Source organism: Enterobacter sp. BWH64, from assembly GCF_001037645.1.
Lineage (GTDB): Bacteria > Pseudomonadota > Gammaproteobacteria > Enterobacterales > Enterobacteriaceae > Enterobacter > Enterobacter hormaechei_C.
In genome coordinates this window covers 1,776,912-1,799,896 of the sequence record NZ_KQ089922.1, presented here as the reverse complement: position 1 = coordinate 1,799,896, position 22,985 = coordinate 1,776,912, and the positions used below count along the sequence as shown (strand labels likewise).

The 22,985-nt window shown below is 55.2% G+C and carries 21 protein-coding genes and 2 pseudogenes; 14 read left to right on the top strand and 9 right to left on the bottom strand.

The window, feature by feature from the left end; genetic code table 11:
• Positions 1-2 precede the first annotated feature (2 nt).
• From mrdB to lipA, 7 genes are all read left to right on the top strand, one after another.
• Complete coding sequence (gene mrdB, locus SK50_RS08515; protein WP_015571139.1) at positions 3-1,115, top strand: peptidoglycan glycosyltransferase MrdB; 1,113 nt, start codon at positions 3-5, stop codon at positions 1,113-1,115.
• Positions 1,116-1,131: 16 nt separating this feature from the next.
• Complete coding sequence (rlpA, locus tag SK50_RS08510; RefSeq protein WP_032652961.1) at positions 1,132-2,238, top strand: endolytic peptidoglycan transglycosylase RlpA; 1,107 nt, start codon at positions 1,132-1,134, stop codon at positions 2,236-2,238.
• 139 nt (positions 2,239-2,377) lie between these two features.
• Positions 2,378-3,589, top strand: coding sequence for a D-alanyl-D-alanine carboxypeptidase DacA (gene dacA, locus SK50_RS08505; RefSeq protein WP_003858714.1), 1,212 nt, complete (start codon positions 2,378-2,380; stop codon positions 3,587-3,589).
• Positions 3,590-3,696: 107 nt separating this feature from the next.
• A complete protein-coding gene (gene ybeD / locus SK50_RS08500) occupies positions 3,697-3,960 on the top strand; it encodes a DUF493 family protein YbeD (RefSeq protein ID WP_003858718.1) in 264 nt (87 codons plus the stop codon).
• Between the two features lie 94 nt (positions 3,961-4,054).
• Positions 4,055-4,696 (top strand): lipoyl(octanoyl) transferase LipB, encoded by a 642-nt coding sequence (lipB, locus tag SK50_RS08495; protein ID WP_017694313.1) that lies wholly within the window; start codon positions 4,055-4,057, stop codon positions 4,694-4,696.
• 291 nt (positions 4,697-4,987) lie between these two features.
• The gene (locus SK50_RS08490; RefSeq protein WP_048229308.1) at positions 4,988-5,941 is read left to right on the top strand and encodes a YbeF family transcriptional regulator; all 954 of its coding nucleotides are present in this window, start codon (positions 4,988-4,990) and stop codon (positions 5,939-5,941) included.
• A gap of 207 nt (positions 5,942-6,148) precedes the next feature.
• Positions 6,149-7,114: a lipoyl synthase gene (lipA, locus tag SK50_RS08485; protein ID WP_006809637.1), complete on the top strand. Its 966-nt coding sequence runs from the start codon at positions 6,149-6,151 to the stop codon at positions 7,112-7,114.
• A gap of 80 nt (positions 7,115-7,194) precedes the next feature.
• Here the strand turns inward: lipA and tatE are convergent, their stop codons facing one another.
• Both tatE and SK50_RS08475 read right to left on the bottom strand, forming a co-directional pair.
• Positions 7,195-7,398: a twin-arginine translocase subunit TatE gene (gene tatE, locus SK50_RS08480; protein WP_003858723.1), complete on the bottom strand. Its 204-nt coding sequence runs from the start codon at positions 7,396-7,398 to the stop codon at positions 7,195-7,197.
• Positions 7,399-7,523: 125 nt separating this feature from the next.
• Entirely contained in the window at positions 7,524-8,312 is a 789-nt protein-coding gene (locus tag SK50_RS08475) for a deaminated glutathione amidase (protein WP_045344530.1), read from the bottom strand.
• Positions 8,313-8,379: 67 nt separating this feature from the next.
• Here SK50_RS08475 and crcB point away from each other — a divergent pair, with 67 nt between their 5' ends.
• The gene (gene crcB, locus SK50_RS08470; RefSeq protein WP_017382474.1) at positions 8,380-8,763 is read left to right on the top strand and encodes a fluoride efflux transporter CrcB; all 384 of its coding nucleotides are present in this window, start codon (positions 8,380-8,382) and stop codon (positions 8,761-8,763) included.
• Positions 8,764-8,982: 219 nt separating this feature from the next.
• Here crcB and cspE read toward each other — a convergent pair whose 3' ends face one another.
• The 7 genes and pseudogenes from cspE to SK50_RS08435 all read right to left on the bottom strand — a co-directional run bounded on the left by cspE (position 8,983) and on the right by SK50_RS08435 (position 16,445).
• Entirely contained in the window at positions 8,983-9,192 is a 210-nt protein-coding gene (cspE, locus tag SK50_RS08465) for a transcription antiterminator/RNA stability regulator CspE (protein WP_002439184.1), read from the bottom strand.
• Between the two features lie 190 nt (positions 9,193-9,382).
• On the bottom strand, positions 9,383-9,958 hold the full coding sequence (pagP, locus tag SK50_RS08460; protein WP_017382475.1) for a lipid IV(A) palmitoyltransferase PagP: 576 nt from the start codon (positions 9,956-9,958) through the stop codon (positions 9,383-9,385).
• Positions 9,959-10,119: 161 nt separating this feature from the next.
• Positions 10,120-13,235, bottom strand: a pseudogene (locus SK50_RS08455) (efflux RND transporter permease subunit).
• Positions 13,232-14,413 (bottom strand): annotated as a pseudogene (locus SK50_RS08450) (efflux RND transporter periplasmic adaptor subunit). The pseudogenes SK50_RS08455 and SK50_RS08450 overlap by 4 nt, the downstream one beginning before the upstream one ends.
• A 14-nt stretch (positions 14,414-14,427) precedes the next feature.
• Positions 14,428-15,684, bottom strand: coding sequence for a TolC family protein (locus tag SK50_RS08445; protein WP_045344533.1), 1,257 nt, complete (start codon positions 15,682-15,684; stop codon positions 14,428-14,430).
• Positions 15,685-15,695: 11 nt separating this feature from the next.
• Positions 15,696-15,989 carry a copper-binding protein gene (locus SK50_RS08440; RefSeq protein ID WP_045344534.1) on the bottom strand — a complete coding sequence of 98 codons (294 nt, stop codon included), beginning with the start codon at positions 15,987-15,989 and terminating at the stop codon, positions 15,696-15,698.
• A gap of 54 nt (positions 15,990-16,043) precedes the next feature.
• On the bottom strand, positions 16,044-16,445 hold the full coding sequence (locus SK50_RS08435) for a hypothetical protein (protein WP_045344535.1): 402 nt from the start codon (positions 16,443-16,445) through the stop codon (positions 16,044-16,046).
• 340 nt (positions 16,446-16,785) lie between these two features.
• Here SK50_RS08435 and dcuC point away from each other — a divergent pair, with 340 nt between their 5' ends.
• From dcuC to ypdE, 6 genes are all read left to right on the top strand, one after another.
• Complete coding sequence (gene dcuC, locus SK50_RS08430; RefSeq protein ID WP_017694321.1) at positions 16,786-18,153, top strand: anaerobic C4-dicarboxylate transporter DcuC; 1,368 nt, start codon at positions 16,786-16,788, stop codon at positions 18,151-18,153.
• Positions 18,154-18,247: 94 nt separating this feature from the next.
• Positions 18,248-19,057: a ribonuclease I gene (rna, locus tag SK50_RS08425; protein ID WP_003858741.1), complete on the top strand. Its 810-nt coding sequence runs from the start codon at positions 18,248-18,250 to the stop codon at positions 19,055-19,057.
• A gap of 173 nt (positions 19,058-19,230) precedes the next feature.
• Positions 19,231-19,554, top strand: a complete 324-nt coding sequence (locus tag SK50_RS08420; RefSeq protein ID WP_017382483.1) for a PTS fructose transporter subunit IIB — start codon at positions 19,231-19,233, stop codon at positions 19,552-19,554.
• Between the two features lie 27 nt (positions 19,555-19,581).
• Complete coding sequence (locus SK50_RS08415; protein WP_017694322.1) at positions 19,582-20,832, top strand: PTS fructose transporter subunit IIC; 1,251 nt, start codon at positions 19,582-19,584, stop codon at positions 20,830-20,832.
• Between the two features lie 11 nt (positions 20,833-20,843).
• Entirely contained in the window at positions 20,844-21,956 is a 1,113-nt protein-coding gene (ypdF, locus tag SK50_RS08410) for an aminopeptidase (RefSeq protein ID WP_045344537.1), read from the top strand.
• Complete coding sequence (ypdE, locus tag SK50_RS08405; protein WP_045344538.1) at positions 21,929-22,969, top strand: aminopeptidase; 1,041 nt, start codon at positions 21,929-21,931, stop codon at positions 22,967-22,969. Before ypdF ends, ypdE begins: the two co-directional genes overlap by 28 nt.
• Positions 22,970-22,985 lie beyond the last annotated feature (16 nt).

Here is a 22,985-nt window from a genome sequence, read left to right as displayed (position 1 = left end):
TCATGACGGATAATCCGAATAAAAAATCGCTGTGGGACAAGATCCACATCGACCCAGCCATGCTGCTGATCCTGCTGGCTCTGCTGGTCTATAGCGCCCTCGTTATCTGGAGCGCCAGCGGCCAGGATATCGGCATGATGGAGCGTAAAATCGGCCAGATCGCCATGGGTCTGGTCATTATGGTGGTGATGGCGCAAATACCGCCGCGCGTGTACGAGGGCTGGGCGCCCTATCTCTATATTTTCTGTATCATTTTGTTGGTGGCAGTAGATGCTTTCGGTGCCATCTCGAAGGGGGCGCAACGCTGGCTGGATCTGGGGATTGTCCGCTTCCAGCCGTCGGAAATCGCCAAAATCGCCGTCCCGCTGATGGTGGCTCGCTTTATTAACCGCGACGTCTGCCCGCCGTCGTTGAAAAATACCGCCATTGCGCTGGTGCTGATTTTCCTGCCGACGCTGCTCGTGGCCGCACAGCCGGACCTCGGGACTTCAATTCTTATCGCCCTCTCCGGCCTGTTCGTCCTGTTCCTGTCCGGCCTGAGCTGGCGTCTGATTGGTATCGCCGTGGTGCTGGTTGCCGCGTTTATCCCTATCCTCTGGTTCTTCCTGATGCATGATTACCAGCGTCAGCGCGTTATGATGCTGCTCGATCCCGAGACCGATCCGCTGGGCGCAGGCTATCATATTATTCAGTCGAAGATTGCGATTGGCTCCGGAGGCCTGCGTGGTAAAGGCTGGCTGCACGGTACGCAGTCGCAGCTCGAATTTTTACCGGAACGCCACACCGACTTTATCTTTGCCGTTCTGGCTGAGGAGTTAGGGCTGGTTGGCATCCTGGTGCTGCTTGCACTCTACGTGCTGCTGATCATGCGAGGTTTGTGGATTGCCGCGCGCGCGCAAACCACCTTTGGTCGCGTGATGGCAGGCGGATTAATGTTGATTTTGTTCGTTTATGTCTTCGTAAATATTGGTATGGTGAGTGGTATTCTGCCGGTTGTTGGCGTACCGCTGCCGCTGGTGAGTTACGGGGGCTCGGCACTGATCGTGTTGATGGCCGGGTTTGGTATCGTCATGTCGATCCATACCCACAGGAAAATGTTGTCCAAAAGCGTATAAAAATAAGGGGATCGCAATGCGTAAGCAGTGGCTGGGGATCTGCATCGCAGCAAGTTTACTTGCCGCCTGTACAAGTGATGATGGTCAGCAACAGGCAACCGTCGCGCCGCCGCAGCCTGCGGTCTGTAATGGCCCGATTGTTGAGATTAGCGGTGCCGATCCCGTTTATGAACCGCTGAACGCCAGCGTGAATCAGGATTATCAGCGCGACGGTAAAAGCTATAAAATCGTTCAGGATCCTTCCCGTTTCAGCCAGGCTGGCTTTGCTGCCATCTATGACGCTGAGCCCGGCAGCAATCTGACCGCGTCGGGTGAAACCTTCGATCCGATGCAGATCACGGCGGCACACCCGACGTTGCCTGTCCCGAGCTATGCACGCATCACTAACCTGGCGAATGGCCGAATGATCGTGGTGCGTATCAACGATCGCGGTCCTTACGGCACCGATCGCGTGATCTCCCTGTCCCGCGCGGCTGCCGACCGTCTGAACACCTCAAACAATACTAAAGTGCGTATCGACCCGATTATCGTGGCGCAGGATGGTTCACTGTCTGGCCCGGGCACGGCCTGTACCACGGTCGCGAAACAGACCTATGCCCTGCCCGCTCGCCCGGATCTGAGCGGTGGTATGGGGGGCGCTTCAACGCCGGCAGAGCCCGCACAGCCGCAGGGTGAAGTGCGTGCTATCAGCAACGATACGCTGCAAAGTGAAGACGCGACCGGCGCCCCGGTGAAAAGCAGTGGTTTCCTTGGCGCACCCACCACGTTAGCGCCGGGCGTGATTGAATCAAATGAACCTGCCCCAGCGCCTGCGCCCGTCGCTGCTGCACCCGCTACACAAGCCGCCCCGGTGACCGCGCCTGCTGCTACGCAGACTGCGGCGCCTGCGACGGCGAGCGGCAGCTACGTGGTTCAGGTTGGCGCCGTCAGCGATCGGACCCGTGCGGAGCAATATCAGCAGCGTTTAAGCAAGCAGTTTGGCGTGCCAGGCCGCGTTGAGCAAAACGGTGCGGTATGGCGTATCCAGATGGGTCCGTTTGCCAGCAAATCGCAGGCAGCGTCCCTGCAACAGCGTTTGCAGAGCGAGGCGCAGCTCCAGTCGTTTATCGCTGTTGCAAAATAATTATTCGGTGGTATCCGAAATGTCAGTTTGTGTAAAGCACGTTAACACTCTCATGATGAAAGTCGGATGCCTGCCCGTATAGCATTTGCTATAGTAAGGCACTTTTTTTAATTCCATCACGGATGTCGTAGTTCTGACCATGAAGACCACTTTTTCTGCTCGTTTTGTGCAGCGCATGGCGCTGACCACGGCCCTTTGCGCTGCTGCGTTCTCCGCAGCTCACGCGGACGACCTGAACATCAAGACCATGATCCCTGGCGTTCCGCAGATCGACGCGGAATCCTACATCCTGATTGATTACAACTCCGGCAAAGTTCTGGCAGAACAGAACGCCGATGCCCGCCGCGATCCGGCCAGCCTGACCAAAATGATGACCAGCTATGTTATCGGCCAGGCCATGAAAGCAGGCAAATTCAAAGAAACCGACCTGGTGACCATCGGTAATGATGCGTGGGCAACCGGCAACCCGGTGTTCAAAGGTTCATCGCTGATGTTCCTGAAGCCAGGCATGCAGGTTCCGGTCTCTCAGCTTATCCGTGGCATCAACTTGCAGTCCGGTAACGACGCCTGCGTGGCCATGGCCGATTTTGCAGCGGGCAGCCAGGACGCGTTTGTGGGCCTGATGAACAGCTACGTCTCCGCCCTGGGCCTGAAAAACAGCCACTTCCAGACCGTTCACGGCCTGGACGCCGAGGGTCAGTACAGCTCCGCGCGTGACATGGCGCTGATCGGTCAGGCGCTGATCCGCGATGTGCCAAACGAGTACTCTATCTACAAAGAGAAAGAGTTCACCTTCAACGGCATTCGTCAGACCAACCGTAACGGCCTGCTGTGGGACAACAGCCTGAACGTCGACGGCATCAAAACTGGCCACACCGATAAAGCCGGCTATAACCTGGTGGCCTCCGCCACTGAAGGCCAGATGCGTCTGATCTCTGCCGTGATGGGGGGACGTACGTTTAAAGGCCGCGAAACGGAAAGCAAAAAGCTGCTGACCTGGGGCTTCCGCTTCTTCGAAACCGTGAACCCGCTGAAAGCCGGTAAAGAATTTGCCTCTGAACCTGTCTGGTTTGGCGATAACGATCGCGCTTCCCTGGGCGTGGACAAAGATCTCTATCTGACGATCCCACGCGGTCGTATGAAAGATCTGAAAGCCAGCTACGTGCTGAATACCACCGAGCTGCACGCCCCGCTGCAAAAGAATCAGGTCGTGGGTACGATTAACTTCCAGCTGGATGGCAAAACCATCGATCAGCGCCCGCTGGTGGTGCTGGAGGAAATTCCTGAAGGCAATTTCTTCGGCAAAATCATTGATTACATTAAGCTGATGTTCCATCACTGGTTTGGTTAAAAATTGAACACTTGAAAGTGTGATTTTGATCCCCATATACTACGTATCAGTAAAACTCCCGCCCCGTGGCGGGAGTTATTATTTTTTACACACACGCCGGAGCTGACATGAAAACCAAACTTAACGAACTGCTTGAATTCCCTACCCCTTTTACTTACAAAGTAATGGGTCTGGCGAAACCTGAGCTGGTTGATCAGGTGGTTGAAGTGGTACAGCGCCATGCGCCGGGTGACTACTCTCCATCAGTCAAACCGAGCAGCAAAGGTAACTACCACTCGGTCTCAATCACCATCACTGCGACACACATTGAGCAGGTTGAGACGCTGTACGAAGAGCTCGGCAATATCGAAATTGTTCGTATGGTGCTGTAGTCCCTCAGCGGTTACCCGGTTTGCCGGGTAACCCACTTCCCCGCTGTGATATACTCCCCGTTACCTATTCTCCCTTGTCTTCGGAGACGTCCTTTTGTACCAGGATAAAATTCTTGTCCGCCATCTTGGGCTACAGCCTTACGAGCCAGTCTCTCAGGCTATGCATGAGTTTACCGATATGCGCGATGACACCACCCCTGATGAAATCTGGCTGGTTGAACACCTGCCGGTGTTTACTCAAGGCCAGGCAGGAAAAGCCGAACATTTATTGATGACGGGTGATATCCCGGTGATCCAGAGCGATCGCGGTGGACAGGTAACCTACCACGGCCCGGGCCAGCAGGTCATGTATGTCCTGCTTAACCTGAAACGCAGAAAGCTGGGCGTGCGTGAGCTCGTGACCTTACTGGAACAAACCGTGGTGAACACGCTCGCTGAGTACGGTATCGATGCTCACCCTCGCGCCGATGCCCCGGGCGTCTATGTTGGAGAGATGAAGATCTGTTCGCTGGGGCTGCGTATCCGTAAAGGCTGCTCGTTCCACGGGCTGGCGCTGAATATCAATATGGATCTGACCCCTTTCCAGCGCATCAACCCATGCGGGTATGCCGGTATGGAAATGACGCAAATGCGCCAGTGGGTCGATACCGCCACCCCTGAGAATATCCGCCCCGTGCTTCTGAAGAAGTTTTTAGCGCTGCTTAACAATCCTGACTACGAATATATTGCTGCTTAACACACTTCCGGCAGTGGTTCGGTTATTTGACCAGCCACTGCTTAATTGCCGCATTTACGCTTTACAATAAACCGCATATTCTATATTTTCGAGTCGCCCATATATTAGCGTCCCATATTAATTAGAACCTTAATAGTACCATCACCGGGTATCGTGTAACGTGCGTGATAATCACCCAACTGCTTGTTTTCGATAAACAAGGGAAACTTACGAAACACTTTACGAATCTCTGCAAGCATAATAAATAAATTCAACTATCATTCATATTGTGAATGGATACGGAGTAAGAGCGTGGAGCCTACTAATTTACCAGCCAAACGCCTGAATGAAACCAGCGGCGAAGATAAGCCGCAAATTTTCCGGACTTTACGTAATATTGATCTCAATTTATTGACTATTTTTGAGGCGGTATATGTCCACAAAGGTATCGTTAATGCTGCGAAAATTCTTAATCTCACGCCCTCTGCTATTAGCCAGTCAATTCAAAAATTGCGCGCGATATTTCCCGATCCCTTATTTATTCGTAAAGGCCAGGGCGTAACCCCCACCGCGTACGCCACCCATCTGCATGAGTACATCAGCCAGGGTCTTGAATCGATTCTGGGCGCGCTGGATCTCACCGGCAGTTACGATAAGCAACGAACCATCACCATAGGCACCTCTCTCTCTGTGGGCGTTCTGGTCATGCCCGCTATTTACCAGGCTGTTAAACAGCATGCGCCACAGCTGCTGATCCGCAACGTGCCCGTTAACGATCCTGAAACTCAGCTGGCACAATTCCAGACGGACTTGATCATCGACAGCAACAGCTTCGCGGCCAGGGCATTAGGGCATAACGTTCTCTATACCGACTCTCTGGCGCTCGTGTGTCGTCAGAATCATCCTGCATTGGGCGCAGCTTTGACGCCTGAAAATTTGCGTCATTACGAACATGCAACCTTTATGTCCGAGGGACAGGGTCCGGATCCGCTGCGCCAGCGTATTGACGAACTGTTCCCGGACCGTCTGATCAGCTTCAGCAGTTACAATATGTTTACCCTTGCGGCCCTGATTGGCAGCAGCGATTTGCTCTGTATTATGCCTGTGCGTCTCTTCACTCTGCTTCAAAAGTGCTGGCCGCTGGAGAGCATTCCATTGAGTCAACTTACGACGGAATCTGTTGAAATCTCACTGCATTACAACAAGCTAAGCCTGCGCGATCCGGTGCTGGAAAACGTCATTAATGTGATCCGCCAGGCGTTCTGATCCCGCCTTCCAACACAAGCCCCTGCCGCATGCGGGGCAAAAGGCACAAAACAACAACTATTTTACAAATTGGCGACCTGGCAGGCTGCTTTATCGCCCCTTTAAATGATATACTGCCTGTCGTTCGTTCAAAAATAGTTGATAATTACAACATTCCCTTGAATTGAAACGCTTTCCTTCGATATTCGCAACTGGAACACGCACGCTATGAGTAAACCCATTGTGATGGAACGCGGTGTTAAATACCGCGATGCCGATAAAATGGCCCTTATCCCGGTTAAAAACGTGGCTACAGAGCGCGAGGCGCTGTTAAGAAAACCGGAATGGATGAAAATCAAACTTCCGGCCGACTCTTCGCGTATCCAGGGGATCAAAGCGGCGATGCGCAAAAATGGCCTTCACTCTGTCTGTGAAGAGGCCTCCTGCCCTAACCTTGCTGAATGTTTCAATCACGGTACCGCGACATTTATGATTCTGGGTGCCATCTGCACCCGCCGCTGTCCGTTCTGTGACGTTGCCCATGGCCGTCCTGTTGCGCCTGACGCAAACGAACCGCAAAAACTGGCGCAGACGATTGCCGATATGGCGCTGCGTTATGTTGTTATCACCTCCGTTGACCGTGACGATCTGCGCGATGGCGGTGCTCAGCATTTTGCTGACTGTATTACCGCCATCCGCGAAAAAAGCCCGAACATTAAGATTGAGACGCTGGTGCCGGACTTCCGTGGCCGTATGGATCGCGCGCTTGATATCCTGACCGCGACGCCACCAGACGTGTTCAACCACAACCTGGAGAACGTACCGCGCATCTACCGTCAGGTACGTCCCGGTGCAGACTACAACTGGTCGCTGAAGCTGCTGGAACGCTTTAAAGAAGCCCATCCGCATATTCCAACCAAGTCTGGCCTGATGGTCGGCCTGGGTGAAACCAACGCTGAGATCATTGAAGTGATGCGCGATCTGCGCCGCCACGGCGTCACCATGCTGACGCTGGGCCAGTACCTCCAGCCAAGCCGTCACCACCTGCCTGTACAGCGTTACGTGAGCCCGGATGAGTTCGATGAAATGAAAGCCGAAGCGATGGCGATGGGCTTTACCCATGCCGCGTGCGGTCCGTTTGTTCGCTCCTCTTATCACGCCGATATGCAGGCGAAGGGCGAAGAAGTGAAATAAAGCTGTAAAATTTATTTACAGTAAAACAAAAAACCGGCCTCGTGAGCCGGTTTTTTTATGCAAGCCTTGCAGCATTGCCATTACTCTTTGTGTGAAAGCTTCTGCGCAGTGATGTCATCTTCGGCGCTTTTCTTTGCTGCCGCGTCGTCATCGTTCATTGCTTTCTTAAAGCCCTTAATGGCAGCACCCAGGTCTCCACCCAGCGTGCGTAACTTCTTGGTACCGAACAGCAGGACGACCAGTGCGGCAACCACCAGCAGTTTGGTAATACTAATCTCACCCATAAATACCTTCTTTACATGAAACAGGCTGCATTCCGCCAAAAAACCTGAACGTATTAACGGTCATTTGGCGCGTGCACACAATAGCAATCTGTAACAAGGTGAATCAAGCATTGTTGAAAAAAACATCACATTAATTGCGGTGGCGCAAACCTGCGGTTGCGCAGAACAGGTAATTGCTGACGCGCAAGCGCTATTCGGGCGAAAATTATCTCCGTCAGCAATAACGCAGGCGTCTCCGCTGCTGCCGCAACCGTCACCCCCAGCGGATCGACAACCCTGCTCTGCCCGATATTTTTGTTACCACATTCACCCGCGGCTACCACGTAACAGGTGGTATCCAGCGCACGTGCTGCCAGCAGCGTCGCCCAGTGATGATCCTTAAGCGGTCCTTTGACCCACGCGGCGGGCAGAACCAGCACCTCGGCCCCCTGCAATGCCAGGTTTAGCGCCAGCTCGGGAAAACGGATATCGTAGCAGGTCATCAGGCCAACCTTAAAACCCGCCACCTCAATCAACGGCGGAATGACACTCCCCGGATCGACCAGGCGCGACTCCTGAACGCTGAACGCATCATACAGATGAAGTTTGGCGTAACTCGCGACGATGGCACCCTCACGTATCGCCACCAGCGTGTTTACCGCGCGCCCCGGCGAGGACGGAACATGGACCGTCAAGATGGTGGTGAGCGTGTTGTCAACGCTTTCGGCCAGCAGTCGTTTCAGAAACGCCCCTTCCAGCGTTTGTGCAGACTTTACCGACAGGTCCGGATCGGTATCATCACGGGCCAGTAACGCTTCGGGAAGTACCAGCAACGACGCCCCCTTTTGCTTCGCCTGAACCATCAGGGAGACGCATTTTTCCGCGTTTTCATTCCAGTCCGGCGTCACCGCGAACTGCCCTACTGCAACATACATAATTGTCTCCCGGTTAAAAACAGCGTTACACTCGATGCACTTACACAGCAAATAGCAGGTATTGACAGTGTTACAACTACTTATAGCCGTTTTTATTGGTGGAGGCACGGGTAGCGTTGCGCGGTGGCTCTTAAGCATGCGGTTTAACCCCCTGCATCAGGCCATTCCGATGGGGACACTGGCGGCAAATCTGATCGGGGCGTTTATTATTGGGATGGGGCTGGCCTGGTTTAATCGCATGACCAACATCGACCCTATGTGGAAGGTTCTGATTACAACTGGTTTCTGCGGCGGCTTAACAACGTTTTCTACCTTCTCTGCGGAGGTGGTCTTTCTGTTTCAGGAAGGCCGGATGGGCTGGGCGCTGACCAACATTGCCGTTAACATGCTTGGCTCGTTTGCGATGACTGCGATCGCATTCTGGTTATTTTCCTCCGCCAGCGGACATTAAGCGCGGCAACCTTAATGTTGGCTTAATTTTTCTCTGCCACTCTTGGCTCAATATTGAACGAGGGTGATAGCATGAAAGAAACTCTGTCAGGCGTGGGTATGGTATTGCTAAGCGTCGCGATCGTCGCCAGCTTCCTGAAGATCTATCTTAATGGTTGATTCAGAACGAAAAAAACCCGCTCATTGAGCGGGTTTTGAAATTCTTGCTGACGCGTCTGAATTACAGAGCGATTACGTTAGCAGCAGAAGGGCCTTTGGCACCGTTAGTGATTTCGAACTCTACGCGCTGACCTTCAGCCAGAGTTTTGAAACCATTAGACTGGATTGCAGAGAAGTGTACGAACACGTCTTTGCTGCCATCTTCAGGAGTAATGAAACCGAATCCTTTGGACTCATTAAACCACTTAACGTTACCTTTAATCTTAGACATCAAAATTACCTTTACATTAAAAAACGACACAAATGCTGTGTCGGGTATCAGTACAACAATTGTGAGGCGTTTTGTCCAGCGGATCTTTGATAAAAAGTGACAAAAGTCGCGTTAATTTTCGCTGTTCGATTTTTATCCTTTACATTTCAATGTCTGTGCGTTTTTTGGCCGATTTAGCAGAAAAATTCAGTTAAAACTGAAACCGCATCCAGGCAAAGTAAACGTTACCGTTGTTATAGGTACCCGGTATGTAGGTCATCTGAAACGTTGCCGGACCATAGCCGATGGAGGCAAGCGGCAGCAGTACCGGAACAGGAATGTATTTCCAGTTATCACGCGCCGTGAACCCTGCCGTATAGCCCAGCCCCAGACGGAAGTTGTCGTCTGATAACGGACGCCAGGTTTTTTCCCAGCCGTAGCCACCAATAGGCTCCCATTTATTGTAGGAGTCCTTAAACGCCATCAGGTACAGGCCATGCCAGTTACCTTTTTCATCCCAGCGAGACTGACCGAAGCCGGCCCCCCACGGACGCTCGTTATAACGGTCAGTTTTTTCTTTATCGTAGGCAAAACGTGCATGCCACGTAATGGCCGGAATATAGAGATCGTAATGCTCAGGTTCATTCCATGTTTGCGCGACGTTATCCGTGAAGGTGGTGAACCAGCCTTTATCCGCTGTATTACTGTCTGCATTAACCGCAGACGCAAACGATAACTGCCCAATAATAAACAACAAAATCAGGGGGAATTTAATTCGTACAATCACAATGCCATTACCATATTTAGTATTCGGTGCAGACCTTAACACAGAATACTTGAATGAACGCTTAACAGCATGGGTGTTATTCCTAATTACCATCCCGTTCCTGGGAATAATCTGAGGATACATAAACTGCATGCCTGAATAAGCACATGCAGTTGACATATTTAACGTTGATGTAACAATTTGTAGAGTGCGGGAATAACTAACATCGATAATAACGGTGCCGTTACCATGCCACCAATCATCGGCGCGGCAATACGTTGCATCACCTCTGAGCCACTCCCGCTGCCCCACATGATGGGCAGCAGTCCCGCCATAATAGTGGCGACCGTCATCACCTTCGGACGCACGCGCAGCACGGCACCTTCGTGGATCGCCTGCATCAGCACCGTATTTCCCCCTTCTGGCTCCAGCCTGTGATATTTATTAAGCGCATGATTCAAATAAAGAACCATAATTACGCCGAATTCTGCCGCCACTCCGGAAAGGGCGATAAAGCCAACGGCCCCCGCCACTGACAAATTATATTCAAGCAGCCACAGTAACCACACGCCCCCAATAAGCGCGAACGGCAATGTCCCCATTATTATCAGGACATTTGATATCCGCCTGAAGGTTAACCATAAAAGGACGAATATAATCATCAGCGTGACAGGTAAAACTATTTTGAGCGTCGCGGTCGCCCGTTCCAGATATTCAAACTGCCCGGACCAGGAGAGAGACACGCCCTGCGGCAATACCACCTTCTCCTCCACCCGTTTTTGCATTTCATCCACGGCGGACTTCAGATCGCGCCCGCGCAAGTCCACGTAGATCCAGCTGGAAAGGCGCGCGTTTTCACTTTTTAGCATCGGTGGGCCTTCCGTCACGACGATATCGGCCAATTCCCCCAGCGCCACCTGGCTACCGCTGGCGGTCACTACCGGCAACACCCGCAACGTGTCGACGTTATCACGCAAATCGCGGGGATAACGCAGGTTGATGGGATACCGCTCGCGTCCCTGGATCACCTCGCCAATGTTATCGCCCCCGACCAGCGTGGAGACCAGGCTTTGCAGTTCATCGACGGAAACGCCGTAGCGCGCGGCTTTTTGCCGGTCGATACGTATATCCACGTAGCGCCCGCCTTCCAGACGCTCCGCCAGCGCAGAGGAGACGCCAGGAACGTCCTTCACCACCTGCTCAATCTGCCGGGCCACGCGCTCGATGTCGGCAATATTATTGCCGTTCACCTTAATGCCGACCGGGCTTTTGATCCCGGTTGCCAGCATGTCCAGGCGGTTACGGACAGGCGGCACCCACACATTGGCAATACCCGGCAGCGACACGGTTTTATCAAGCTCCTCCACCAGCTTTTGCGGCGTCATTCCTGGCCGCCACTGCTCGCGGGGCTTAAAGTGAATGGTTGTTTCCAGCATGGTTAATGGCGCGGGATCGGTTGCCGACTCCGCGCGACCGGCTTTGCCAAACACGCTCGCGACCTCCGGTACGCTTTTGATCAAGCGGTCCGTCTGCTGAAGCAGCCGCGATGCCTCGCGAGCAGAGATCCCCGGCAGCGTGGAGGGCATATAGAGTAAATCCCCTTCATCCAGCGGCGGCATAAATTCGCTTCCCAGGCGGCTCAGCGGCCAGAGCGTGGCGATCAGCAGCAGACATGCCAGTGCCAGCGTCATTTTCGGGAAGGTCAGTACCTTGTCCAGCAGCGGCTCATACAGGCGGATCAGGAGGCGGTTGATCGGGTTTGCCTTCTCATCCGGGATTTTCCCGCGAATGAAAAAGCCCATTAGCACCGGCACCAGGGTGATCCCAAGCCCGGCGGCCACGGCCATCGACCAGGTTTTGGTGAACGCCAGCGGCGAGAACATTCGCCCCTCCTGCGCTTCCAGCGAAAAAACCGGTATAAATGACAGCGTGATGATTAACAGGCTGCAAAACAGCGCTGGTCCCACTTCAACCGCCGCCTTTTCCGCCAGACGCCAGTATTCCCCCGGCGCAGGCTCCTTGCCCGGATTATCATGCCGCCACTGCTCCAGCACCTTGTGCATGTTTTCAATCATCACAATTGCCGCATCCACCATCGCCCCGATGGCAATGGCGATCCCGCCGAGCGACATCATATTCGCGTTAATGCCCTGATAGTGCATCACCACAAAAGCACCGAGGATCCCCAGCGGCAGAGAGACCATCGCCACCAGCGCGGAGCGCAGGTGGAACAGGAACAGCGCGCACACCAGTACCACCACGGCAAACTCTTCGAGCAGCTTGTGCGTCAGCGTTTTGACCGATTCCTCAATCAGCGTGGAACGATCGTAGACCGGAACAATCTCGACGCCCTGCGGCAGCGTTTTTTGCAGCTTGCTCAGTTTCGCTTTTACCGCACGAAGCGTTTCCAGCGCATTCTGCCCGTAGCGCATCACGATCACGCCGCCAGCGACCTCCCCTTCACCGTTAAGCTCCGCCACGCCCCGGCGGATCTCCGGGCCAATGCCAATGGTGGCGACATCTTTCAGCAGGACAGGTACGCCATCGCGGGTGGCGATCACCACATTGCGAAAATCCTCCAGCGAGCGCAAATAGCCCGTTGTCCGCACCATATACTCCGCTTCGCTCATCTCCAGCAGGGCGCCGCCGCTCTCTTTATTGGCGGCCTGCACCGCGCCGGATAGCTGGCTGTGGGTAATATTCAGCGCGCGCATCTTCGCCGGGTCCGCCACGATCTGATACTGACGCACCATTCCGCCAATACTTGCCACTTCAGATACATTCGGTACTGTCTTGAGCTCGAACTTAAGCGTCCAGTCCTGAAGGGCCCGCAGATCTGCCAGGCTGTGTTTTCCACTACGGTCGATCAGCGCATATTCGTAGATCCAGCCCACGCCCGTCGCATCTGGCCCCAGCGACACCTTCACGCCTGGCGGAAACTGCGCCTGTACCTGACTTAAATATTCCAGCACCCGGGATCGCGCCCAGTAGAGATCGGTGCCATCCTCAAACAGCACATACACATAAGCGTCACCAAACATTGAAAAACCACGCACGGTTTTAGCTCCCGGCACAGACAACATGGAGGTTGTCAGGGTCAGGTCACCTGATCTTCAATCACCTGCGGCGCTTTTCCGGGGTAACTCGCTTTGATAATGACCTGCACATCAGACAGATCGGGCAACGCGTCCAGCGGCGCACGCTGCACCGCCCACCAGCCCCAGCCGGCCATCATCAGCGCGGCCAGGATCACCAGCAGGCGGTTACGCAACGAGGCGCGAATCACAGCGGCAATCATGGCGTCACCTCCGGCATCACGCTACGCAGGCTGGCTTCGGAATCAATGAGGAATTGCCCGGACGTCACCACCTTATCGCCCTCTTTGACCCCGGACAGGATCGCCGTCCAGCCCTGCGCCGTCAGGCCGGTTGTCACCGTCACAGGCTGGAAATAACCATCCCCGGTGGCCAGCAGCAGACGCGCAGACTCTCCGCTGTTAATCACCGCCTCTTCCGGCACCGCCAGCACCGGCGGGCCTTTCATCTCTTCCGCACGCCTGACGGAGAGGTACATGCCTGGCTTCAGCTTATGTGCGGTATTTTCCAGCACGATACGGGCTTTCAGGGTTCGCGTGGTCGCCTCCATCTGCGGCAGCAATTCGCTGACCGTGCCGTGGAATTGCTACCCCGGCCAGCTTTCTGACGTTGCTACCACGTTGCTGCCCACTGCCAGAGACTGCGCCTGCGTTTGCGGGTAATCGACCACCAGCCAGACCGGATCGAGGCTGGCGATCTCAAACAGCGGCGCCGTTGCGGTAATTTGCGCCCCTTCCCGCACATCCAGCTTCACCACATAGCCCGCCCGGTCAGCGCGCAGGGTGAGCGTGGTCTGCGGCTTACCGCTACGCTCCAGCAAACGAATGACCTCTTCCGGCATAAACTGCAACGCCAGCCGCTCGCGTGCGGCGCGGGTCAATGCGGCATCGCCAAGCTGACGAACCGCGAGATACTCCTGCTGGGCGGTGGTCCATTGCGGGATCCACAGTTGCGCCAGCGCCTCTCCGGCTTTCACCTGCTGCTGCGGCGCATTAACAAACAATTTTGACACCACGCCATTGGCCGGGGCTGACACCACCGAGACGTTACGTTCGTCCGTTGCAACCGTGGCAAAGGCCGAGAACGGCGAAACCAGCTGGCGCATCTCAACGTTGGCGGTTTTCATCCCCAGGTTTTGCTGCTGTTGAGTGCTGATGGCCACGCCTGACGCCGCCTGTGCTTCATCGGCATAGCGCGGGACCAGATCCATATCCATAAAGGGAGATTTACCCGGCTTATCGAAGCGCTGACCGGGCACCATAGGGTCGTACCAGTAAAGCACCTTACGTTCAGAGGGTTGTGCAGCCGCAGCCGGCTGATGCGTCTGCTTCTGTCCGACAAAATAGCCGCCAGCGGCAGCTATCGCGATGGCAATCGCCATTAACGTTGTTTTTTTCATTGCGCCAGCTCCTGCGGGATCAGCCAGTTCACGGCAGCCCAGGTTCGCGCCATTTCGCGCTCCGCCTGGTTCACCGCCAGTTCCGTATCCAGTACGCCACGACGCGCCTCCAGCAGGGCCGGAAGCGCCGACTGTCCAGAGCGATACTGCGCCGTCAGCACCGCCAGCCGTTGACGCTGCAACGGCAGTACTTCGTCCCGCTGTCGCTGCCACACCGTTTGCGCAGCCTGATACTGCGCCACCAGCGTTTGCACCCGGGCAATGTGTTCGCGTTTGAGCAGCGTCAGTTGATCCACCGCCTGCATAGAGCGGGAAACATCGGCGGCGTAATCCTTGTCCTGACGTTTTGACTGGAACAGAGGCAGATCCACGCTGAACATCACGCCAGCCATATCGTCGTAGCCTTCGGCGCGGTGGGCGTAATAGACCTCCACATCCACATCGGGTATCGCCGCCACGGCAGATTGCGCTGAACGCGCTTTCGCGGTCTCGGCTTCACGTCGTGCGGCCTCCACTTCCGGGTGCCTGACGATCCCCTCCTGCAACGTTTTTTCATCGGCAGGAAGACGCTGATAGCGCGGCAGCGGACCGCGAACCGCCGTAATCGCGTGCCCCGTAAGCTCCAGCAGACGGCTTTGCGCCAGCTGCACATCCCGCTGCGCCAGCGTCTCTTTGTCGCGCATGGCGCTGAGGATCATTTGCAGGGCCAGTACGCTGTCCGGCGTGGCGCTTCCCGCCCCGACGCTCGCCTTCTGCACGCCCCGCTGGCGTTCCGTTTCGCGGACCAGCGTTCTGGCCGTGTTCAGCGCCTGCTGGGCCAGCGCCAGATCCAGCCAGGCTTGGGCGGTATCACGCTGAAGCGCGGCGCGGACGGCCTCGGATTTTGCCAGCACGCTTCGCGCCTGCGCCTGAAAGGTCTGCGCTTTACGTTCCCGCTTCTCTGAGCTGACGTAGCTTTGCATGATGCCAACCTTCTGCATGGTCATCCCTTCGCGCGTCAGCCGCCGATCGTTGCTGCCCTGTACCGGCACGTTTTCGATGCCGAATTTCAGTTTTGGGTCAGGTAATTGCGTGGCGGAATCCGCCATCGCATCCAGCGCCTGCGCTTCGTTACGGCTGGCGGAGAGTTCTGCCGAGTAGCGCTGGGCTTCGATGAGGGTGTGTTCGAGCGTCCACGGCTCCGCCTGCGCGACGGAGGTTAACAGGCCGAACAACACCCCACCGAGCCACAGGCTCAGTGTGTGTTGTTTCATGGTGACCTCGCTTAGCGTGCTGGCGTCAGCGAGATAATCTGGAAACCGTCACCCGCACGCTCAAGCGTGAAGGTCACTTCATCCCCCGGTTTGGCGCCATTCAGCGTGGCGCCCGAAGATAAAGTAAACGGCATGGTCATTGCTGGCCATTTTAGTTCCGGTATGGCCTCGTGCCGGAGCATGACGGCGCCGTCAGAGATCGACTGAACCACGCCGTGGCCCTGCCAGGTCTGGTTTGCCTGAACGGTATAAGAAGCGAAAGAGACGGACGCGCCAACCAGCGCGGAAAGGAATACGGTACGCATGATAAAACTCCTGTTAAACGTTAAGTAAATAAAAATCAACGAATTAACAGGTTTTTACTCCCGAAACCGGCAGTAGCGGATCGTTGCCGGCGGCCCCACAGCAGGAGGGGTAACGGACCACGCAGAATGGCTTGCAGACGAGCACTCTGGGGTCGTTAAGGTCAGGGTCATGCCGGCAGGCAGCGCCACCAGATGCGGCTGGGCAGGATCTTTTTGTACCTGATCCGGCACACAATGCTTTTCACACAGCGGTGAAGCACCGGCAGCATAATGCGGCCCCGGTTGCGCCATCATCTCCATATGCTGGATGGTGGCTACCTCACCGCGCAAATCCATTGAACATTGATGGGAGGCGACGGCCACCTGACTCTGGATCAACAGCCAGCCAAACGCCAGCAAAAACATCAGCAGATGTTTTTTGATAAAGCGCAGGCGATATGTCCAGCTGGCGTGCATATTCAGATCGTCGGATAGGGTAAAAGTGAACCGAGTATAAGCAGGCAAAAGAATGAAAGAGAAGTGGTTTTAAAGAGATTTACGTTTTAAATCGATTGTCGGCAAGTAATACTCAAAACCTTAACACTTCACCATCAATTTAATGACATATAATATCTATTCATCAGGTCAATAACGTCTTAATATAAATGACGCAGGGTTAGCAAAAATATCGTCATCAGTGCCTTTAGTAGTCTCTTTCTTGATTTTAATCAGCAAGGACTGGACATTTATTCGGCACATTTCAGCTTCTTTTTTATTGATTATTTGTCTCTCGGGCAGCAAGGATACAGGGGAAATCATGCTTACTTTTCTCGAACTCCTCATTGGAGTCGTGGTCATTGTCGGTGTAGCACGCTACATCATTAAAGGTTACTCAGCCACCGGCGTGCTATTTGTCGGCGGCCTGACGCTGCTGATCATTAGCGCGCTAATGGGTCATCAGGTTTTACCCGCCAGTGAAGCCAGCACCGGATATACCGCTACCGATATTGTGGAATATATAAAAATTCTGCTGATGAGCCGCGGCGGCGATCTGGGCATGATGATCATGATGCTCTGCGGATTTGCTGCCTATATGACCCATATCGGCGCGAATGATATGGTGGTAAAGCTGGCTTCTAAGCCGCTGCAATATATTAATTCCCCCTATCTGCTGATGGTCGCGGCCTATTTCCTGGCCTGTCTGATGTCATTAGCCGTTTCCTCAGCAACGGGTCTTGGTGTGCTGTTAATGGCAACGTTGTTCCCGGTAATGGTTAACGTCGGGATCAGCCGTGGCGCAGCGGCGGCTATTTGCGCCTCTCCGGCGGCGATTATTCTCTCCCCTACTTCCGGTGACGTAGTGTTGGCCGCAAAAGCCGCGGAAATGTCGTTGATTGACTTCGCCTTCAAAACCACACTGCCGATCTCCATCACCGCTATTCTCGGCATGGGCGTGGCGCATTTCTTCTGGCAGCGCTATCTCGATAAGAAAGAGAACGTCAGCCATGAAATGATGGACGTCAGCGAAATCACCACTACCGCCCCAGCGTTTTATTCCATCCTGCCCTTCACGCCGATTATTGGCGTGCTTATTTTCGACGGCAAATGGGGCCCGCAGCTGCACATCATCACTATCCTGGTGATCTGTATGCTGCTGGCGGCCATCCTGGAATTCGTTCGTAGTTTTAACACCCAGAAAGTGTTCACGGGTCTGGAAGTTGCCTTCCGCGGTATGGCGGATGCCTTCGCGGGCGTGGTGATGCTGCTGGTTGCCGCGGGGGTGTTTGCCCAGGGGCTGAGCACCATCGGCTTTATTCAGAGCCTGATCTCTATCGCCACCTCGTTCGGCTCGGCCAGCATTATCCTGATGCTGGTGCTGGTGGTGCTGACCATGCTGGCGGCGATGACCACCGGCTCCGGTAACGCGCCGTTCTACGCCTTTGTTGAGATGATCCCTAAGCTGGCGCACTCCTCCGGCATCAACCCGGCTTACCTGTCCATTCCGATGCTTCAGGCCTCCAACCTGGGTCGTACCATTTCTCCGGTATCGGGCGTGGTGGTTGCGGTTGCGGGGATGGCGAAAATCTCTCCGTTTGAAGTGGTAAAACGCACGTCAGTGCCGGTGCTGGTTGGCCTGATTATCGTTATTATCGCCACCGAAGTGCTGGTTCCCGGCGCTGCCTAAGCGAAATTCCTGATTTCCAAAAAGCGCCTGCGGGCGCTTTTTGTGCTTTAATAACCCCCAGAAATTAATCGCGCCCAACCAATTAGGAAAGCAAATGTTCAGGAAGGATATCGTTATCCCGTCTGGCGCAGTAGCGCTTGCACTCTGTGTCTTCTCAATTCAGGCAGATCCGCTTAAGCCAACCCAGTACGGCGATTTCGATCGCTACGTTCTGGCCCTTTCCTGGCAAACCGGATTTTGCCAGAGCATGGTCGAACGTAACCGTGACGAACCGGAAGAGTGTCGCCTGCAAAAAGAGAGCAGCAACAAAACCGATTTTCTGACCGTCCACGGCTTATGGCCCGCGCTGCCGAAATCTATTGCCGCTCGCGGAGTGGATGAACGCCGCTGGATGCGCTTCGGCTGTGCCACTCGTCCGGTTCCGAATATGCCGGAAGCAAAAGCCAGCCGCAAATGTGACGCCGCAGAGACCGGACTATCGCTAACCGGCGCGGCGAAGCTGAACAGCGTGATGCCCGGCGCGGGCGGCAACTCCTGCCTTGAACGTTATGAATACGCGAAACACGGCGTCTGCTTTGGTTTTGATCCCGACGCTTACTTCGGCACCATGGTGCGCATGAACCAGGAAGTGAAGCACAGCGCGGCAGGAAAATTTCTGGCGGAAAATTATGGCAAAACCGTCCGCCGCAGCGACTTCGATGCAGCCGTGGCCAAAAGCTGGGGGAAACAGAGCGTAAAAGCGTTCAAGCTTACCTGCCACGGCAATCCGGCTTATCTGACCGAGATGCAGATCTCGCTGAACGCCAGCACCATCAACAACCCGCTCTCTGCCGGCTCCTTTGCGCCACAGCCGCATCCGGGCAACTGCGGCAAACAGTTTGTCATTGATAAAGCCGGTTACTGATGCTGCGCCGGGCACCTTTTTGCCCGGTTTTTCATTGATTTCCGTGATATGACGATTAACCTCACACTTCCGCTCACACGCATCATTTTTCCAGCTAAAGCATTATTAATCCGGTAAACATCACTGAAACCTCCCCGCCATAATCATGGCGTTATCTACAGGAGGAATTTCACATGGCTAAAAAACTGATTGCACTGTGCGCCTGCCCGATGGGCCTGGCACATACCTTCATGGCAGCCCAGGCGCTGGAAGACGCAGCGACGGAAGCCGGTTATGAGGTAAAAATTGAAACCCAGGGCGCGGACGGGATCCAGAATCGCCTGACCCCACAGGATATTGCCGACGCTGACATTATTATCCACGCCATCGCGATCACCCCGGAAGACAATGAGCGCTTCGAAACGCGCGACGTGTATGAGATTACGCTTCAGGACGCCATTAAAAACGCGGCAGGCACCCTGAAAGAGATCGAAGAGATGATTGCAGCAGAACAATAATAATCCTCACACCCAGGGGTTTTCGTCATGGCTATTAAAAAACGCAGCGCGGTTCGCCCGGACAGTCACGAGGGTGACACACTTGCCATCAAATCCGCACCGGTTGCCGCCAGTGCGTCTTTCTGGAAAGAGCTTCCACAGCACATTATGTCGGGGATATCCCGCATGGTGCCAACGCTTATCATGGGCGGGGTTATCCTCGCCATTTCACAGCTCATCGCCTACGTCTGGCTGGAGATCCCGCCTGACACCGGTATTCTCGACGCGCTTAACTCAGGCAAATTCACCGGTTTCAATCTCTCGGTATTGAAATTTGGCTATCTGACCGAATCGTTCGGCGGGCTGCTGTTCAGCTTCGCCATCCCGATGTTTGCCGCCTTTGTCGCCAACTCTATCGGCGGAAAGCTGGCCTTCCCGGCCGGGTTTATCGGTGGCCTTGTCGCCACGCAGCCGACGCTGGTGCTGAACTTTGATGCGGAAAAACTGACCTGGCTTGCCACCAAACCCGTGCCCTCCACGTTTATTGGCGCGCTGATTATCGCCATAGCCGCAGGCTATCTGGTCAAATGGCTGAATAGCCGTATTAACGTACCGCAGTATCTGCTGGCCTTTAAAAGCACCTTTCTGATCCCAATCCTCTCGGCGCTGTTTGTGATGCTGGCGATGTATTACATCATCACGCCGATTGGCGGCTGGCTGAATGCAGGTATGCGGACCGTACTGCTGGCGGCGGGTCAGGCGGGCTCCATGATGTACGCCATCGGGATGGCGGCGGCCACGGCGATCGATCTCGGCGGCCCCATTAACAAAGCGGCGGGATTTGTTGGCCTGGGGCTGACAACCGATCATGTCCTGCCCATCACCTCCCGCGCCGTGGCGATTGTTATTCCGCCCATTGGTCTGGGGCTGGCCACGCTGATTGACCATCGTCTGACCGGCAAACGCCTGTTTAGTCCGCAGCTTTATCCGCAAGGCAAAACGGCCATGTTCCTCGCCTTCATGGGCATCAGTGAAGGGGCCATCCCGTTCCTGCTGGAAAATCCGCTTGCGACGCTGCCGGCGTATATGGCGGGTGCGATCGCGGGTGCGATGACCGCCACCGCGCTCGGTGCCGTGCAGTGGTTCCCTGAATCGGCGATCTGGGCGTGGCCGCTGGTCACCAATCTGGGGGCGTACATGCTCAGTATTGTGGTCGGGGCGGCGATCACCGCGCTGTTGGTCGTGATTATTCGTAACAGTCTGCACAAGCGCGGAAAACTCGCTATCGACACGCTGTAACGGGGTGAACCATGGAATTACTGAGAAGGCTTCATGCCTGGCTGGCTGCGGAAAAACTGGACGGCGTGCTCATCTCTTCGCGCCAGAATAAACAGCCGCATCTGGGCATTTCAACCGGTTCGGGATATGTGCTGGTGACACAAACCGCGGCACATATCCTGGTGGATTTCCGTTACTACAGCGATATCGCTTCACGAGCGGCGGGCTATGAGATGCACCTGCTTAACACGGAGAACCCGTTTGCGCAGGCGGTGAATCAGATTATTGCGAAGGAAGATCTCACCCGTCTTGGCTTTGAGGGTGAATACGTGAGCTGGCAAACAGGCGTGCTGTGGCACGATACACTAAATACCACCCTTTGCAGCACCTCGCTAGACGCGCTGCGGCAGATAAAAACCGCTGACGAAATCGACCGTATCCGTGCAGCATGCGGCATTGCCGACCGCGCCGCACAGCACATCCGGCGTTTCATTCAGCCCGGTATGCGCGAGCGTGAAGTCGCTGCCGAGCTGGAGTGGTTTATGAAGCAGGAGGGTGCGGACAAGCCCTCTTTCGACACCATTGTCGCCAGCGGGCCGCGCGGTGCGCTGCCCCACGGCAAAGCCTCTGACAAAGTGATTATGCCTGGCGAGATGATCACCCTTGATTTCGGCGCCCAACACCAGGGGTATTGCTCGGATATGACAAGAACCTTTCTTGTCGCCGGGCAAAACACGCCGCCGGAGGAGCACCCTCTCTATGCGGTGTACCAGATCGTTCTGGCGGCACAACAGGCGGCCATTGATGCCATCCGCCCCGGCGTTTCCTGTAATCAGATCGATAGCGCCGCACGTTCCGTGATTGAACGTGCAGGTTACGGCCCGCAGTTCGGGCATAACACCGGCCATGCCATTGGTATTGATGTCCATGAAAATCCACGTTTTTCCCCTACCGACCGCACCCCGTTGCAGCCCGGCATGGTGCTGACCGTTGAACCGGGGATCTACCTTGAACACCAGGGCGGGGTACGAATTGAAGATGTGGTGCTGGTGACGGAAACGGGCGCCGAGGTGCTTTATACCCTCGACAAACGGCTATTGCTGACGGGAGAACAAGAGTGGACAGAGATTTACTGCGCGCCCTGAGCGAAGCAGACGCCATTGCGGCCTCAGAGCAAGAGGTGCGCGACATCCTGCTCAGTGAGGCGCAAAAATACCATAAAGAGGTTCAGTTTGATGGGCTGGGTTCCGTGCTTATCCGCGTCAACCAGAGCCGGGGCCCGAAGGTGATGGTCTGCGCCCATATGGATGAAGTCGGTTTTATGGTGCGTAGCGTCTCGCGCGAAGGGGCCATTGATGTCCTGCCCATCGGCAACGTGCGCATGATGGCCCGTACCCTTCAGCCGGTGCGCATCACCACGCGTAACGGGGAAAAAATACCGGGCCTGCTGGATGGAGATCTGAAAGGAGAAAACGTTGACAATTTGCGTGTCGACATTGGCGCGACGTCGGCGGAGGAGGTGTTCGCCGCCGGTATCGACGCAGGCGACCGCGTGACGTTCGATACACCCTTTCAGACCCTTCCCCACAATCGGGTGATGGGTAAAGCCTTCGACGATCGTCTCGGCTGTTACCTGCTGATTGCGCTGCTGCACGAGCTGCACCAGACGCCGCTCGACTGCGAGCTTTGGCTGGTGGCCAGCTCAAGTGAAGAGGTCGGCCTGCGCGGCGGCCAGACCGCCACGCGCGCCATTCATCCTGATATCGCGCTGGTGCTGGATACCGCCTGCTGGTCAAAAAATTTCGATTATGGCAGCGCCAACCATCGCCAGATCGGTGCGGGCCCGATGCTGGTGCTGTACGACAAAACGCTCATCGCCCCAGCCAAACTGATTGCGCTGGCTGAGACGATCGCGCGCTCGCAGGGGATCCCGCTGCAAAAAGACATGTTCAGCAACGGCGGAACGGACGGCGGGGCGATCCATCTCTCCGGCACTGGCGTGCCGACTCTTGTGCTTGGTCCCCCGACCCGACACGGGCACTGCGCGGCATCCATTGCCGACGAAAAAGACATTCATCACACCCAACAACTGCTTGTCGCGCTTGTGGCAGGCATGAACCGTGAGACCGTGGATCATCTGACGGACTTCAGATGCTGATCTCACGCGGTCAGGA

Bases quoted from the DNA above. Each gene is read 5' to 3' on its own strand.
- SK50_RS08435 (WP_045344535.1), bottom strand. From the start codon at position 16,445: ATGCACGCCAGCTGGACATATCGCCTGCGCTTTATCAAAAAACATCTG.
- rna (WP_003858741.1), top strand. From the start codon at position 18,248: ATGTTCAGGAAGGATATCGTTATCCCGTCTGGCGCAGTAGCGCTTGCA.
- cspE (WP_002439184.1), bottom strand. From the start codon at position 9,192: ATGTCTAAGATTAAAGGTAACGTTAAGTGGTTTAATGAGTCCAAAGGA.
- SK50_RS08420 (WP_017382483.1), top strand. From the start codon at position 19,231: ATGGCTAAAAAACTGATTGCACTGTGCGCCTGCCCGATGGGCCTGGCA.
- tatE (WP_003858723.1), bottom strand. From the start codon at position 7,398: ATGGGTGAGATTAGTATTACCAAACTGCTGGTGGTTGCCGCACTGGTC.
- SK50_RS08440 (WP_045344534.1), bottom strand. From the start codon at position 15,989: ATGCGTACCGTATTCCTTTCCGCGCTGGTTGGCGCGTCCGTCTCTTTC.
- SK50_RS08415 (WP_017694322.1), top strand. From the start codon at position 19,582: ATGGCTATTAAAAAACGCAGCGCGGTTCGCCCGGACAGTCACGAGGGT.
- ybeD (WP_003858718.1), top strand. From the start codon at position 3,697: ATGAAAACCAAACTTAACGAACTGCTTGAATTCCCTACCCCTTTTACT.
- dacA (WP_003858714.1), top strand. From the start codon at position 2,378: ATGAAGACCACTTTTTCTGCTCGTTTTGTGCAGCGCATGGCGCTGACC.
- mrdB (WP_015571139.1), top strand. From the start codon at position 3: ATGACGGATAATCCGAATAAAAAATCGCTGTGGGACAAGATCCACATC.
- dcuC (WP_017694321.1), top strand. From the start codon at position 16,786: ATGCTTACTTTTCTCGAACTCCTCATTGGAGTCGTGGTCATTGTCGGT.
- rlpA (WP_032652961.1), top strand. From the start codon at position 1,132: ATGCGTAAGCAGTGGCTGGGGATCTGCATCGCAGCAAGTTTACTTGCC.
- lipA (WP_006809637.1), top strand. From the start codon at position 6,149: ATGAGTAAACCCATTGTGATGGAACGCGGTGTTAAATACCGCGATGCC.
- SK50_RS08445 (WP_045344533.1), bottom strand. From the start codon at position 15,684: ATGAAACAACACACACTGAGCCTGTGGCTCGGTGGGGTGTTGTTCGGC.
- ypdF (WP_045344537.1), top strand. From the start codon at position 20,844: ATGGAATTACTGAGAAGGCTTCATGCCTGGCTGGCTGCGGAAAAACTG.
- SK50_RS08475 (WP_045344530.1), bottom strand. From the start codon at position 8,312: ATGTATGTTGCAGTAGGGCAGTTCGCGGTGACGCCGGACTGGAATGAA.